11 protein-coding genes are annotated in these 15433 nt (G+C 29.4%); 2 read left to right on the top strand and 9 right to left on the bottom strand.

Annotated elements, in window-relative coordinates; all coding sequences use genetic code 11:
- The first annotated feature begins 29 nt into the window (after nt 1–29).
- A complete protein-coding gene (gene kdsA / locus GYM72_RS05205; protein WP_105297749.1) occupies nt 30–848 on the top strand; it encodes a 3-deoxy-8-phosphooctulonate synthase in 819 nt (272 codons plus the stop codon).
- A 235-nt stretch (nt 849–1083) separates the two neighbouring features.
- A complete protein-coding gene (gene hemN, locus GYM72_RS05210) occupies nt 1084–2448 on the top strand; it encodes an oxygen-independent coproporphyrinogen III oxidase (RefSeq protein WP_220263664.1) in 1365 nt (454 codons plus the stop codon).
- A gap of 472 nt (nt 2449–2920) precedes the next feature.
- Here hemN and GYM72_RS05215 read toward each other — a convergent pair whose 3' ends face one another.
- From GYM72_RS05215 to bshC, 9 genes are all read right to left on the bottom strand, one after another.
- Nucleotides 2921–3058, bottom strand: coding sequence for a hypothetical protein (locus GYM72_RS05215; protein WP_220263665.1), 138 nt, complete (start codon nt 3056–3058; stop codon nt 2921–2923).
- A gap of 338 nt (nt 3059–3396) precedes the next feature.
- Entirely contained in the window at nt 3397–4290 is an 894-nt protein-coding gene (locus tag GYM72_RS05220; RefSeq protein WP_220263666.1) for a hypothetical protein, read from the bottom strand.
- Between the two features lie 118 nt (nt 4291–4408).
- Nucleotides 4409–7033 carry a valine--tRNA ligase gene (locus GYM72_RS05225; protein ID WP_220263667.1) on the bottom strand — a complete coding sequence of 875 codons (2625 nt, stop codon included), beginning with the start codon at nt 7031–7033 and terminating at the stop codon, nt 4409–4411.
- Nucleotides 7034–7226: 193 nt separating this feature from the next.
- Nucleotides 7227–8477 (bottom strand): ABC transporter permease, encoded by a 1251-nt coding sequence (locus tag GYM72_RS05230; protein ID WP_160556719.1) that lies wholly within the window; start codon nt 8475–8477, stop codon nt 7227–7229.
- Between the two features lie 31 nt (nt 8478–8508).
- Nucleotides 8509–9738, bottom strand: a complete 1230-nt coding sequence (locus tag GYM72_RS05235; protein ID WP_220263668.1) for an ABC transporter permease — start codon at nt 9736–9738, stop codon at nt 8509–8511.
- 10 nt (nt 9739–9748) lie between these two features.
- A complete protein-coding gene (locus GYM72_RS05240; RefSeq protein WP_105297756.1) occupies nt 9749–10444 on the bottom strand; it encodes an ABC transporter ATP-binding protein in 696 nt (231 codons plus the stop codon).
- A 370-nt stretch (nt 10445–10814) separates the two neighbouring features.
- Nucleotides 10815–11702, bottom strand: coding sequence for an ACP S-malonyltransferase (gene fabD, locus GYM72_RS05245; protein WP_220263669.1), 888 nt, complete (start codon nt 11700–11702; stop codon nt 10815–10817).
- A 56-nt stretch (nt 11703–11758) separates the two neighbouring features.
- Nucleotides 11759–13492: a LysM peptidoglycan-binding domain-containing protein gene (locus GYM72_RS05250; RefSeq protein WP_220263670.1), complete on the bottom strand. Its 1734-nt coding sequence runs from the start codon at nt 13490–13492 to the stop codon at nt 11759–11761.
- A 36-nt stretch (nt 13493–13528) separates the two neighbouring features.
- Entirely contained in the window at nt 13529–15127 is a 1599-nt protein-coding gene (bshC, locus tag GYM72_RS05255) for a bacillithiol biosynthesis cysteine-adding enzyme BshC (protein ID WP_220263671.1), read from the bottom strand.
- Between the last annotated feature and the right edge of the window lie 306 nt (nt 15128–15433).

Genomic DNA, 15433 nt, shown 5'->3' on the forward strand with positions numbered 1-15433 from the left:
ATATAGTAAATTTGTAAAAAAGATTCTTCATGAAAAACAGCTTATATTCAATTCCTAAAATAAAAAATACAATTACTAACAATTTCACTTTAATTGCTGGACCTTGTATTATTGAAGGTGAGCAAATGGCTATGGATATTGCCGGAAAAATTGTTGAAATAACAGATAAATTAGGTATTCCTTATATCTTTAAAGGTTCTTTCAAAAAGGCAAATCGATCAAGAGTCGACAGCTTTACAACGATTGGAGAACAAAAATCGTTAGAAATATTAAAAAAAGTTGGTGATACGTTTTCAATACCCACCACTACCGATATTCACGAAAACGAACATGCTCAATGGGCTGCAAAATATGTGGATGTATTACAAATTCCTGCTTTTTTGGTTAGACAAACCGATTTGTTAGTTGCGGCTGCAAAAACCGGAAAGTATATTACCTTAAAAAAAGGTCAATTTTTATCTCCAGAAGCCATGCAATTTGCCGCTCAAAAAATAAAAGATTCAGGAAATTCCAACTATGCAATTATTGATAGAGGAACTTCTTTTGGATATCACGATTTAATTGTAGATTACAGAGGAATACCTACTATGAGGAACTATGCTCCTGTAATATTAGATGTTACGCATTCGTTACAACAGCCGAATCAAACAACCGGTGTAACGGGAGGAAGACCTGATATGATTGAAACTATTGCTAAAGCAGGTATTGCCGTTGGTGCTGATGGAATTTTCATTGAAACTCATCCTAATCCAGAAATTGCTCTTTCCGATGGTGCAAATATGTTAAAACTGGATTTACTGGAAAACTTGTTGGAAAAATTGGTAAAAATAAGAAAAGCCATCAGTTAGTATTTGGGTAAAAAATGGTTTAAATTTAATTCAATATAAATCAATCATTTCATATCTTTTATTGATTATTATTGTTTTTGACATTTTTTTTAATTAATTTTTTATCCTGGGTTTACCTTCTTAATAAATTTTAAATAACTTTATTGGTTTGATTTATAAATACATAATTCAAAGTAATTGAATTATGTAAATCATATATTTTGTTATCAATAAATTTGCAGTAACGAAACGAAATATGCAAAATAATACTCTTATACAAAAATATAATGTACCCGGTCCCAGATATACCAGTTATCCTACGGTACCCTATTGGGATGAAAAAAATTTTTCTTGTGAAAAATGGATTCAAACGCTACAAAAATCTTTTTTAGAAAGTAATAAAAGAGAAGGCATTAGTTTGTATATTCACCTTCCTTTTTGTGAAAGTTTATGTACTTTTTGTGCGTGTAATAAGCGTATTACTAAACAGCATAATGTTGAGTTAGTATATATAGAAACTCTTTTAAAAGAATGGCAGTTGTATCTAGCTTTACTGCCTGAAAAACCCATTATAAAAGAATTACATTTAGGAGGTGGAACTCCCTCGTTTTTTTCTCCTGAAAATCTAACGTATTTATTAGAAAATATTTTCTCAAAAGCAGAAATTCATTCGGAAAAAGAATTTAGTTTTGAAGGACATCCGAATAATACCACCCATGAACATCTTCAATCCTTATACAATCTCGGATTTAGAAGAGTAAGTTTTGGAGTTCAAGATTACGATCCTAAAGTACAACAAGCGATACACCGTATTCAACCCCTTGAAAACGTTAAAAAAGTAACCGATATTGCTCGTGAAATAGGATATGAAAGTATAAGCCATGATCTAGTCTTTGGGCTGCCTTTTCAAAATTTAAATAAAGTGAAGCATACCATCAAGATGACCGAAGTAATGCAACCCGACAGAATTGCATTTTATTCTTATGCTCATGTTCCGTGGATTAAAGGTGTAGGACAAAGGGGTTTCAAAGATGAAGATTTGCCAAGCGGTGAGGAAAAAAGAGAATTGTATGAAAAAGGTAAAGAGTTATTGGAAAATATGGGATATTTTGAAATCGGAATGGATCATTTTTCCTTAAAATCAGATTCTTTGTACCAATCCATGCTAAATAGAAAAATACATAGAAATTTTATGGGGTATACTTCCTCTTCCACTCAAGTAATGATCGGATTAGGAGTATCTTCCATTTCAGACAATTGGTATGCATTTGCTCAAAATGTAAAAACTATAGAAGAATACTACCAAAAAGTTAATAATCAAGAACTTCCAGTTTTTAGAGGGCATATCTTAAGCGAGGAAGATTTATTTATTAGAAGACACATTCTTAATTTAATGTGTTTGTTGGAAACCCGTTGGGAAGATGGAAGTATTCAAAAAAATTATCCTGAAATCATCGAAAGATTACGAGAGTTTGAAGCAGACGGTCTTATTGAATTATCGGAAAATTCTTTAGTTATAAAAGAAAATGGTCGTTCGTTTATTCGTAATATTTGTATGGCTTTTGATCTGAGAATGATGAAAAATGCACCTCAAACCAAATTATTTTCTATGACGGTTTAATCTTGAAATCTTTTGATTTGATTTATTTTACTATCTACGAATTTTAAGTAAATATATATAGCATTCAATATATAGTTAAATTACGTAAAATTTATTTTTAAAGGGCTCATATTTAAGTCCAACATTATACTGTATAGATTAATTATTAAGTATAATTAGTTCCATACTATAAATTAGCAAATAAAATATGCAAAAAATAACTCACATTAGTAAATGTGAGCTTTAACTGTACTATTACTGGATTTTAAAATTAAAAGGTTATAATATCTGAATATCCCTAATTTTTATTTTATCTATTGTTATATCATTAAAATTTATGCAATGAAATTCAAATAATAATCAGATAAATTAAATAAATAGCTATTTGATTTTTCCCTATTACTACCGAAAACACAAATATTTTTATTTAATAAATGTGCATGTGTATAATTTATTAATTTAGATAACAACAAAGATAAAGTTTAAATTAATTTTATTTTTGCTTAGTTCTGGGCTTAACCCGATCAGTCTCCCTTACTGTAGTCTTAGGATTTTCTTCAGCATATTTTTTTGTGGTGTAGTGTCCAGTTTCGGCATCTCTGTACCTTACTATTTTTTTTTCTTTAGCCATAGTATTAATTTTTGTGATTTATAAGCAAAGATAAAATAATTTTTAAAAATAAAGTATATATTTTTAATTTTTTATCTTCTCTTACTTCAAAAGTAAAGGTATTTATTTTCACTAAGCATAATATCAGATTCTATTTTTACTATAAAATAAAAAAAATTACAAGGATAAATGCAGATTGAAACATTTATTTTTTTATAAAGTAATAATTTTAAGGATGCTAAATTTGAGCATTAGTAACCTCCTATTTAATCTAAAAGATATAAAATTATGGATTATAAAATGATGTTCAATAAAACTACTACCAATTAAAATTTAGATCAAAAAATATCATTTATAAATTAAAGTTCATCTTTGTTGAGAATATATAGTGTGGGGTTAACATGAAAGAGCGAATAATTCATTTCTTCAGCGGTTATATATATTTTGGAATCTGTTACGGCAATACCTTCTGTTTGACCGATAGCAGCGGTTAAACCGATCAAGGTTTGTTTGGATTTACCATTAAAAAAATTATGATCTTCAAAATCATAAAATTTCCATACATAGGCTGCTTCTTTGGTATATCCTATCAAATATAATGTATCATGGTGTATGTCTGCTCCGGTTATTAAACATTCCGTATTAAAAGTTTCTATCTTTTTTGCAATTTTAGTTTTTGATACAGAAGTTAAATCTATTTCGTAATGAGCGGTATGAAAATCTCCCCATCGTTTAGTAAATAAATGAAGCTTATTTTTATAATAAATAAACCCTTCGCAATCAAAGTTTGTCTTAAAGTTTCCTTTGTTTTCATAATCTCTTTGATCTTCGAACGTAAATTGAAACTGATCGACTATAGTTTTTTCTTTAAAATTTGTTGCATTAGTAGGCAAAACTACTTGATATATAGTTAAATCTTTGCGAATTCCTAAATTATTTCCAAAATCACCAATAAAAAGAGTATCTCCTTTACGTGCCAATTCTTCCCAATCAACATTTTTAACTCCTTCAATTTTTATCGTTTCTACTATTTTTCCATCCAGGGTGCTTAATTTATATATTTCGGCTTCTCCTCCGCTGTCGTTACAGGTATATAGGAAATCATTATAAAACTCAAGTGCAGAAGTTTCCTTGATTTGAGACGACAATATATTTTTTTCGGGATATTCGGATAAGTCTAATATATTTTTTTCAACCTGACTATATAAAAAAATTGAAACTAAACAAAAAATAAGGCTAAGTAGTTTCATCATACGTTCTCAGTATTTAATTGATAGGATTAGTCCTACTTACTTATTAATTCAAATAAATCATTTAGAAACGTTTCAATAGTTTTATTTCTTTTTGTAAACTAAAATTTGATAAAAATAGCTAGTTTGATAACTTTTTCAAGCTCTCCTTTAAAATAGTTAATTTTTCCAGTGTATCAGATTGCTTTTTTCTTTCCATTTCGACTACTTTTTGAGGAGCTCCATTCACAAATTTTTCATTAGACAGTTTTGCATTTACGCTTTTTAAAAATCCTTCTAAATAAGCAATATCTTCCAATATTTTTGTTTTTTCTGCTTCCGTATCGATTGTTTGTGTAAAAGGTATGGCAAATTCCAATTTACCAACTAAAAAAGTATAAGATGGCTCATTTTCATTCAATTGATTCTTTATTTGTGAAATATTAGCTAATTTTTTTATGGTAGCAATATTTTCCAATTTATCGGATGATTTAAATATAAGCGTTAACGATTCTTTGGGTGAAAGGCCTTTTTCAGAACGGAAATTTCTAATACTTGAAATAATTTCTTTGGTTACTTCAAAATTGGATATAATGGATTCATTATATGCGTTTTCAGAGACTGTGGAAGTGATAATAAGGCTTTCTTGTATTTCTCTTTTTTTAATTGTTTGCCAAATCTCTTCAGAGATAAATGGCATGAAAGGATGAAGCAATTTTAACAGGTCTTCTAAAATCGCTATTGTTTCTATATAAGTTTTTTCATCAATATCTTCACCAAATGGGGGTTTAACAGCTTCTAAATACCAAGAGCAATAGTCGTCCCAAATGAGTTTATAAATATTCATTAAAGCGTCGGAAATTCGATATTTTTCAAAATCTCCATTTATTAAAGTAACTGTTTTAGCTATTTTATTTTTTAGCCAAGATATAGCTTCTTTACTTTCAATGGTTTGAGGTTTTGATGAATCTACATTCCAAGATTGTACTAAACGGAAAGAATTCCAAATTTTATTTGAAAAGTTTCTCCCTTGTAAACATAAATCTTCATCAAACATAAGATCATTTCCGGCAGACGAACTTAATAATACCCCTACTCGTACACCATCTGCTCCGTATTCTTCAATCAATTTTAAAGGATCCGGAGAATTTCCAAGCTGCTTAGACATTTTCCTTCTTAATTTATCTCGTACAATTCCGGTGAAATAAACGTTAGAAAAAGGTTTTTCATTTCTGAAAGCATATCCTGCCATTACCATTCTGGCAACCCAGAAAAATATAATATCCGGTCCGGTAACTAAATCTTGGGTAGGATAATAATAATTAATTTCTTTATTGTCCGGTTCATTGATTCCGTTGAAAACCGAAATAGGCCATAACCAGGAAGAAAACCAGGTATCTAATACGTCTTCTTCTTGTCGTAAGGATTTGGGTGTGATGGATGAGTTTTTTTCTTGAGCTAACTTTAGAGCTTCTTCTTTTGTTTCTGCAATTACAAAATCATTTTCGCCTTCTCCATAATAATAAGCAGGTATTCTATGTCCCCACCAAAGCTGACGTGAGATATTCCAATCATGAATGTCTTCCAACCAATTTTTGTAAGTAGTAACGAATTTATCCGGATACAGTTTAAGCTCTTCATTTAATATTACATCAAGAGCCGGTTTAGCAAAATCTTTCATTTTCATAAACCACTGTACCGATATTTTAGGCTCAATAACTGCTCCGGTTCGTTCAGAAGTTCCCACTTTATTTACATAATTTTCTTCTTTTTCAAGAAGATTTTTTTCTTTAAGCTCTTTAGTTATTTCCTTACGAACTATGAATCTGTCTTTTCCTTTATAATGCAATCCATTATCATTTAGTGTTGCATTATCATTAAAAATATCAATGGTAGCTAATTGGTGCTTCTTGCCCAAGTTATAATCATTGACATCATGAGCAGGAGTTATTTTTAAAACTCCCGTTCCAAATTCCATATCTACGTATTCATCCTCAATGACCGGTATTTCTCTGTTACAGATCGGTACTATAACTTTCTTTCCTTTTAAAAATTGATAACGCTCATCATTAGGATTTATACAAAGAGCGGTGTCTCCGAATATAGTTTCCGGCCTTGTGGTAGCTACGATTACATAATGGTCTTCATGAGCTACTTTATATCTCAAAAAATATAATTTTCCGTTATGTTCTTTATAAATTACTTCTTCATCTGATATATTGGTTTTCGCTTCCGGATCCCAATTAATCATCTTGTTCCCTTTATAAATATATCCTCTATTATAAAGATCCACAAAACATTTAATTACTGAATTATATAGATCGCCGTCAAGGGTGAATTTTGTACGATCCCAATCACAAGAACAACCTAATTTTTTTAATTGTTCTAATATGATTCCACCATGTGTGTGAGTCCATTCCCATGCATGTTCTAAAAACTTTTCTCTTCCTATGTCAAATTTACTAATTCCCTGTTCTTTTAGCTTGTTAACTACTTTGGCCTCAGTGGCTATGGAAGCATGATCTGTTCCGGGAACCCAGCAAGCATTATATCCCAACATTCGGGCACGTCTTATTAATACATCCTGAATTGTATTATTAAGCATATGTCCCATGTGTAATACACCGGTTACATTAGGAGGAGGAATTACAATAGTATACGGTTTTTTCTCATTCGGTTCTGAATGAAAAAAGTGGTTATCCATCCAAAATTTATACCATTTATCTTCAACGTTTTTAGGAGAATATTTTGCTGTAATTTCTGACATGTATTCTTATTTTTTGAGAATGATTACAAAGGTAGTATTTTATTAAAATTTTTTAAAAAAATTATATCACTAGATATAAAAATAGGATTTTCAAAATTTGAAAATCCTATTGCATTTGCTTTTGTATCTTATCACTTATCTGATTTTTTAGATAAAGTCATAATTTCCAAAATTAAACTAATTTATATGACTATTATTCTGTTCGCAAAGCCTCAATCGGTTTTATTTGTACTGCTCTTTGGGCCGGTATAAGTCCAATAAACAAACCTAAACTTACCATTAAAAACAAGGCTGCTAAAACGTTCCAAATATTTACGGTTGGATTATAGAACGGAAATTTAGGATTGGCATCGCCCATAAATGAACTCATTCCTATTAAAAGTAATACTCCTAATATAAAACCGAGTAGACCGGAAAAGACAGTTAAAAACACACTTTCCATAAGTATTTGTGATCTTATCTCACCCGGTTTAGCTCCTAATGCTCTACGGATACCTATTTCCAAGGTTCTTTCTTTCACTGTTATTAATAAAATATTGGAAATAGCAACTACTCCGGCAAGAATGGTTAATCCTCCCACAAACCAAGTAAGTATTTGCAACCCTTTTAAGAAATTGGTTAATTTTCTAAAGTTTTCAGCAAAATTCCAAGCACCAAAAGCCTTTTCATCTGTAGGAGCTACATCGTATTTTTTTCTTAAAGCTGTTTTGATCTTTTCTTCGACTACATTAACATTGAATTGCGGTTTAATGGAAATTACCATCCAATTTACTTTATTTCCTTGATTGTATATTTTCTGATAGGTATTGAAAGGAATATATACGACATCTTCCTGTAAAAATCCAGAATTTGGATTTCTGTAAACTCCTACTACTTGAAAATAAATTCCGTTAATTTTGATATATTCACCTATAGCATTTTCTTTATTATTGAATAATTGTTCATACACCTCTTTACCGATTATCGCAACCTTTTTTTTCTGAACATCATCTTCTTCATTAAGTAATCTTCCTGTAATCAATTGTTTCTTTTGTACTTTGGATACCGAAGCAAAATCACCAAATACGGTGAAATTTTTACTTTTATTTTTTCTGTTTATAACACTTTGTTCTGAAGACGCAGCATTTCTAGGTACTACAAAATCAATTTCAGGAACTTGTTTTTTCAAATATTCTACATCATCCAAATGTATGGCTAAGTCCCTTCCTCTTGGATATCCTTTATAAGGTTCGCCTGTAGATCCTCCCCAAAGAAATATACTGTTGGTTGCATATCCGTCAAATATTTTATAAAAACCATTTTCAGCGCCTTTAGCAGCTCCTAAAAGAAATACATACAAAAACATTCCCCATGCCACACCGATCATTGTTAAAATGGTACGCAACTTATTTTTGCTGAGAGTATGGTAAATTTCAACCCATGTTTCTCTATCTAAAATTTGCATTTGTATAAGATATTAAATTTCAATAAATAGTTTAATCTGAACTTAAGGCTTCTATAGGTTTTATTTTTGCAGCTTTTCTTGCCGGAATAAATCCTGCTACCGTACCAAATGTTATTAAGGATACCGTTGCAAAAATTAATAATTCTTTACTTACCGAAGGATCTACTATAAGATAGGTGGAAAGGTTATTACCTATAAAATAAAGAGCCAGACTACCTAAAATAACACCCGATATTCCGGAAATAACTGTAATGAAAATAGATTCTTGCAATATAAGCCATACAATACTGAATGGTTTTGCTCCTAAGGCTTTTCTAATTCCTATTTCTTTTGTCCTTTCTTTTACAATATAAACCATAATATTACTAATACCGATAATTCCGGCCATTATGGTACCAAATCCTATAAACATAACCAAAGAAGAAATCACTGTGAAAAACGAGTAAGTATCTTCCATATTTTGGGCTCGGTTTCGAATAACCAAACCGGTTTTATCTGTAGGTGAAATTTTAAGTTTGGAGCGTAAAGTTCTCTCAATCTCATCTCCTAATTTCACTGCTACACTTGGTTTCATATCCGATAGATAAGCCACATCTATCTGGCTTACATGATCCGTACTTTTTTTGAGACTTTGTAAAGTGGATATAGGGATGTAAATTATTCTTTCATCATTATCCCCTCCTTCATCGTAGAATATACCAACCACTTTATAATTGATTCCGCCTATATTTATATATTTACCTAAGGCTTTTTCATTTTTAAAAAGATCTTTTTCTACCAATCGACCTATAACGGCAAATTTAGTTTTGTTTATAATGTCTGATTGATTTAAAAAACGTCCTGATGTAATAATGGCTTTTTCAATATATTGCTTATCCGGATAAGTTGCTTGAACTGTATAGATTCCTGAGGATGTTCTGTAAGAAACATTTTCAGGCTGTGTGATGGTAGCTGTTTTAAACTCTAAATTTTCATCAAATTCTTTTTTTACGAGTTCAAGATCTTCATTTTTAAGAGTTACATCCCTGTTTTGTTGTAAACCTAAATATGCTTCGGTTGCTTTTCCAGGAATAATATTAATTGTACTAGAGGAATCCAATATGAAGGCTTGTGAGAAGCCATTTTTTAAACCATTTCCAAAACCGAAAAGTATAATGAAGATAAATAATCCTAATGATATTGTAAAACCCGAAAGAAAAGTTCTTAATTTATTTTGCTTGATGGAATAAAATATTTCCTGCCAGCGATCTATATTAAACATAGTTAATAAATTATACTAAAACTTCTTGATTAATAAATTCATCCCTTTCAATTATACCATCTTTTAAATGAACTACCCTTTTGCATTGTTTCGCCACATCGGGTTCATGTGTAACTATTAAAATAGTTTTTCCTTCGTTATTAATTTTTTGTAAAAATTTTATTACGTCATAAGTGGTTTGACTGTCAAGTGCTCCAGTAGGTTCATCGGCTAAAATAACTTTAGGATGTGTTACCAATGCGCGAGCAATTGCCACCCTTTGTTTTTGTCCACCCGACAATTCATTAGGCATATGATCTGCTCTATCATCCAATCCTACCCTTTTTAAATATTCCATGGCCCTGGAATTTCTTTGAGAACGTTTTACTTTTTGATAATATAAAGGAAGTGCGACATTTTCCATAGCATTTTTAAAGCTTATCAAGTTAAAGGACTGGAAAACAAAGCCTAAAAATTTATTTCTGTAATCTGCTGCCTTTGATTCGCTTAAATCTTTTTCAATTTTAACCCCATCCAATAGATATTCTCCTTCGTCAGCATAATCCAATATTCCAAGAATATTTAACAAGGTAGATTTACCTGATCCGGAAGATCCCATAATAGCAACCATTTCTCCTTCTCCTATTTCCAGATTAATTCCTTTTAATACATGTAATTTATTATGACCTATGTCATAATATTTATGTATGTTTTTCAATGAAATCATGTCGTTTGCAATTGTAGTTACTAATTTGTATAATTTAACTACTAAATGTTACAGATTACCGCAAAATCAAAACAGTTTATTTAATATATGTTTAACATTCTATATAAACTAAAAATGATCGATAAATTAAATTTAATGTTTAATTCTAGCTTTTACTAAAGCAAATTAATTATATCCGTATAAACCTCTAATGAATTTTTGTTTAATCTTTTTTAAAAATTTTTATAAACATAAATTCTAAATGGTGATATTATATACAGATTTAAAATCTTTTTGTTTAAAAAAGTTAAAGATTTATCGTTAAAAAATATTCGCCATAAAAAAAGAGATCTTATATAAGATCTCTTTTTTTTATTCTATTAAATTTTTTTTAGTTGGAAAGTGAGGAAACTTCAACGGAACTGTCAATTTTTTTAATTAATCCTTGTAAAACCTTTCCGGGACCGGTTTCTGTAAATACCGAACAATTATCCTGTATCATATTACGAATTATTTTTGTCCAGTTTACCGGAGAGGTCAATTGTTTAATAAGATTTTCTTTTATTTCCTCAATATTGGTAACTGCTTTACTGGTATAATTCTGATATATTGGGACACTAGGTGTATTAAATTTAGTTTTAAGAATAACTTCTTCTAATCTTTTCTCGGCACTTTTCATAAGTGGTGAATGGAAAGCCCCGCTAACAGGCAGCAAAATTGCTCTTTTAGCCCCTTTTTCTTTTAAAGTTTCACAAGCTTGTTTAACTGCCTCTGTATGACCTGATATAACCAATTGCCCCGGACAATTATAATTTGCGGTAACTACAATATTATTTTCAGAGGAAATCTCCTGACATACCTTTTCGACAGTCTCATCATCTAAACCTATAACCGCTGCCATCGAAGAAGGATTTTCTTCACAAGCTTCTTGCATCGCCAAGGCTCTTTCGTAAACTAATTTTAAACCGTTATCAAAAGACAGGACTCCATTTCCAACTAATGCAGAAAATTCTCCTAAGGAATGCCCTGCTACCATTTCAATTCGGGCATTTTCATTAACTTTAGCAGAAGCGATGGAATAGATAAAAATTGCAGGTTGTGTTACTTTTGTTTGTTTTAGTTGTTCTTCGGTTCCCTTAAACATGATATCAATGATATTAAACCCTAATATATCATTAGCAGAGTTCATCATTTCTTTAATATCAGCTCTGCTCTCATATATTTCTTTTCCCATGCCTGGGAACTGAGAACCCTGTCCGGGAAATACTAATGAATTCATTAATTTTTTTTAATATTAAGTATTTTATTGTTATATGTAATTTTGTTTGTTCTAAGTTATTTTAATAATTGAATAATTCTAGCTTCTTGATTAACCCAAGCTCCATTTTTATTTATTCTTCTAAAAGAATATTTATTGCTGACTTGTTTGCTTTCAGCATTCATAATTGTGTTAGATAAATTCCCTTTTTCATAAACACGACTTAAAATATCATAGGTTACATCAAAACCGGTAATAGCATATTTATCCGGCATATGACAATATTTTTTCTTATATAAATTCATCATTTTTTGTTCATTAAAACCAAATTCATTTACATAATTTGTATCTAAATATAACAATCCGAAATTTATAAGTTTTTCTTCGTATTTTTTATTATCAAACAAAGAAGAGTAAAATAAAGAAATAGGTTGTACTTGATTAGTTTCAAAACTAGTGATCGTATCCAAATATTTATTTATTACCGGATCTTGATTTGAAATTAATAGGGCATAAATTTTATTATATTCTTCAGTAACTAAATTCTGATCCGGTTTAATATCTTCTGCATTTTTAGTTAAAATTACTTCTGCATTATTTTTTCTATCTTTAATTAATGATTGAATAAATTGAGCCGTTTTAAAATGTTCCTCATCATATACTATATATATTTTCTCGTTGGAATATTTTTTTAACATTTCTTCAGTTACTTTCTCAGCTAATATTTGATCTTTTGTATTATATAAAATTAAATTTTCGTGTTTATCTAGGTCATCGCTGGAAGAAAATGGAGAAATTATCGGAATTTTTTTAATTTTATCTGCTAGAGTCAATAAGTTCGATTTAAATAAAGGTCCTATTATAAGATTGGTATTCGAAAAATCAAAGGTATTAACAATTTCTCTGAATTTATTATCATTACTTGTGTCAAATATCTTTACATGAACTCTTTTTCCTCTATTGGTCAAAGAATCCAGTGCAAGTTTAACACCTGAATAAAATTGGGTTGCTATACGCCTTTCCGCATTAACGGTCGATTCTCCGGTATGGAAAGGTAAAAATAAAACCACATTTACTCCGTCTTTTCTAAATTCACTATCGGCTTGACTTGATGATTGATCTTTAGCATCATTCTGTAAATCATTTTCAGGTAATTTATTTTTACTTAAGACATCTGACTCTTTATCATTCTGATTTTCAATATTTTCTTTTTTATTAGTTTCTATTGGATCATCTTTTACCGAAGGTAACTCTTTTTTATCTTTTATGTTGATTTCTTCTTTTGAATCTGAATTATTTATTTTTAACTCTTCCTGATCCTGTTTATCTTCATTATAAACATAATTATAAGCATTTGAATTTTCCAATGAGGAATTGGCAGGAATTTTTAGAATTTCACCAATCTTGGGACCGTTCTTATCCATAGCCGGATTGAGAGCTTTTATGCTTTTAATTGTTGTATTATACTTTTTACTTAATCCGTACAACGTTTGTTTAGGCTCAACGGTAATATAAAAATAATCTAAATATTTAGAATTTTCTATATTTTGTATGTTATTAGCAGTGTTGGAAGTTAAATATTCATTCGCTTTAGAAGAAGCTTTTTTATCCGGTATATTAAGTATTTCCCCTATCTGAAGCGTACGGCTGTTTAATTGAGGATTTACTTTTTTTAAATCATCAATAGAAACATTGTATTTTTTACTTAACCCATAAAGCGTTTCTTTCGCCATAACAGTATGTTTTTGCTGTTGCGAAAGCATCAAGGAACTTATAAATAATAATAGCAGCGTATTAAATTGCTTTTTCATTTCTAAATAACTTTGTTGCAAATGTAATTAAATTATTTATTTCCCTTTTTCTAAATTAAATACTGTAACATTATTTTGAAATTCATCGATTTCATTATATATTCGAGCTAAAAATTCAGATCCCATTGTGGCATAATAATATGAAAAATTATAGACCCTTTCCTGCCAACTACCTTTAGGAAATAATTCTTCATATAATTTTTCAAAATTGTACACAATTTCTTTATGCTTTAATCTATTTGCTTTGTAAAAACGTTTGTTTATTTTTTCCAACCCATTGAGCTGCTTTTTCTTTTGAGCCATAATCATATTTTCCCAACTAGGATCTGTATTGGCAGATTCTTTTAATAAATCATCGAAAATTTCTTTTAAACGTCTTTCGTACTTTGTAAAATCAAATATATAGGATGAACTTTGAGTTACTAGGGTATTAATAGTTTGTTCTTTAGAAAGAAATAAATGATTGATATTCAAAGAAAGTCTTTTCATTCTTTTTTCTTGATTGTCATTAATCAATAAAAAGGAATTTCTTGGCACCAATATAGGAAAGGGAATATTTTGTGCAGAAAAATAATCTTTAAGTTCCATCCAATATGCAATTTCTGCATTTCCACCAACATAAGCAACGTTAGGCAATATGACTTCCTGATATACCGGTCTCATTAATGCATTGGGACTGAAATTTTGAGGATGTTTATCTATTTCTTCCAGTATTTCAATTTCACTAAAATTTTTACAGCTTCCTAAAATATAATATTTACCATTGGTTTCATCTATACGGTTTCTTTCTTTATTTTTATGATAAAAAAAATTAATTTTTCTCGGATTTACTTGTATTTTATAATGATTCGATTTTAATTTTTCGATTGTTTTTGAAATGATTTGGAAAGATTTTTTTTCCTTGATATCATCTTCAATAAACGGTATAAACAATTTTTTTAAAGTCTGTGTATTACCATCTATAAACAATAGACCATATTCTTTAAACAATTCATGAACTAAAATTCGAGTGGCATTTGAAAGATTATCCGCGGTATAATAGGATTTTTCAATAATCTTTCTTAATTCCTTTCCAAAAGGATAATATTTCAATTCTTCATAAAAATCGGATAGGACAGTTTTTAATCCACCGGTTGAAATTTCACCTACATAATCATGATGTTTCTCATTCCAACTTATAAATTCTCTATTAAAGTTAAAATGATTTATTTCCTCAAAATCATGATCTTCCGTAGCCATCCAGAAAATTGGAATAAATTTAAATTCCTCTTGTCTTTCATTCATCATATCACATAATTTTATTACCTGTAAAATTTTATAGATGAAATATAACGGACCGGTCATTAAATTTAGTTGATGCCCGGTTGTGATGGTTATTGAATTCGCTAAACTAAGATTTTTTAGATTGATGGTTTGCTTTTCAGACAATTGTAAATTTTTTAACTGTCTTTGCAATTCATCAACTAACTTTTCCCTGTGTTTATAATTGGAAATTTTTTCTCTAGCTTGTATAAGTAAAGATTCAGGCGATAAATTTCTTCCATAAAGAGATGCGATTTTTTCCTCCTTAGTTACATAATCTTTAATTAATTGAGAAATTCCGGGAATATCGGCAATGTTAATCTGATTTTTCACAATTCAAATTTACAATAAATTTTTTCAGATAAAAACTACTCTTTTGTATCTAAATAGTAATGACAAAAATTTAGTTTTTAACCTTATGTACTGTAAATAAAATAATTGTGCCAAATAGTTATAATAACAATAGTAATGTATATTAATTAGTAATTTAAAATATTTAATGAAATACAGATTAATTAGTAGAATTAAATCCTATGTTTATGTTGATTTTAAATTAAAGAATCGTATTTACTATTAGAAACCTCATATCCAATATATTACATTATAAGTTATTATTTCATCTATGTAATATTTATAGTA

The organism is Apibacter sp. ESL0404 (assembly GCF_019469245.1).
Taxonomy (GTDB): Bacteria; Bacteroidota; Bacteroidia; order Flavobacteriales; family Weeksellaceae; genus Apibacter.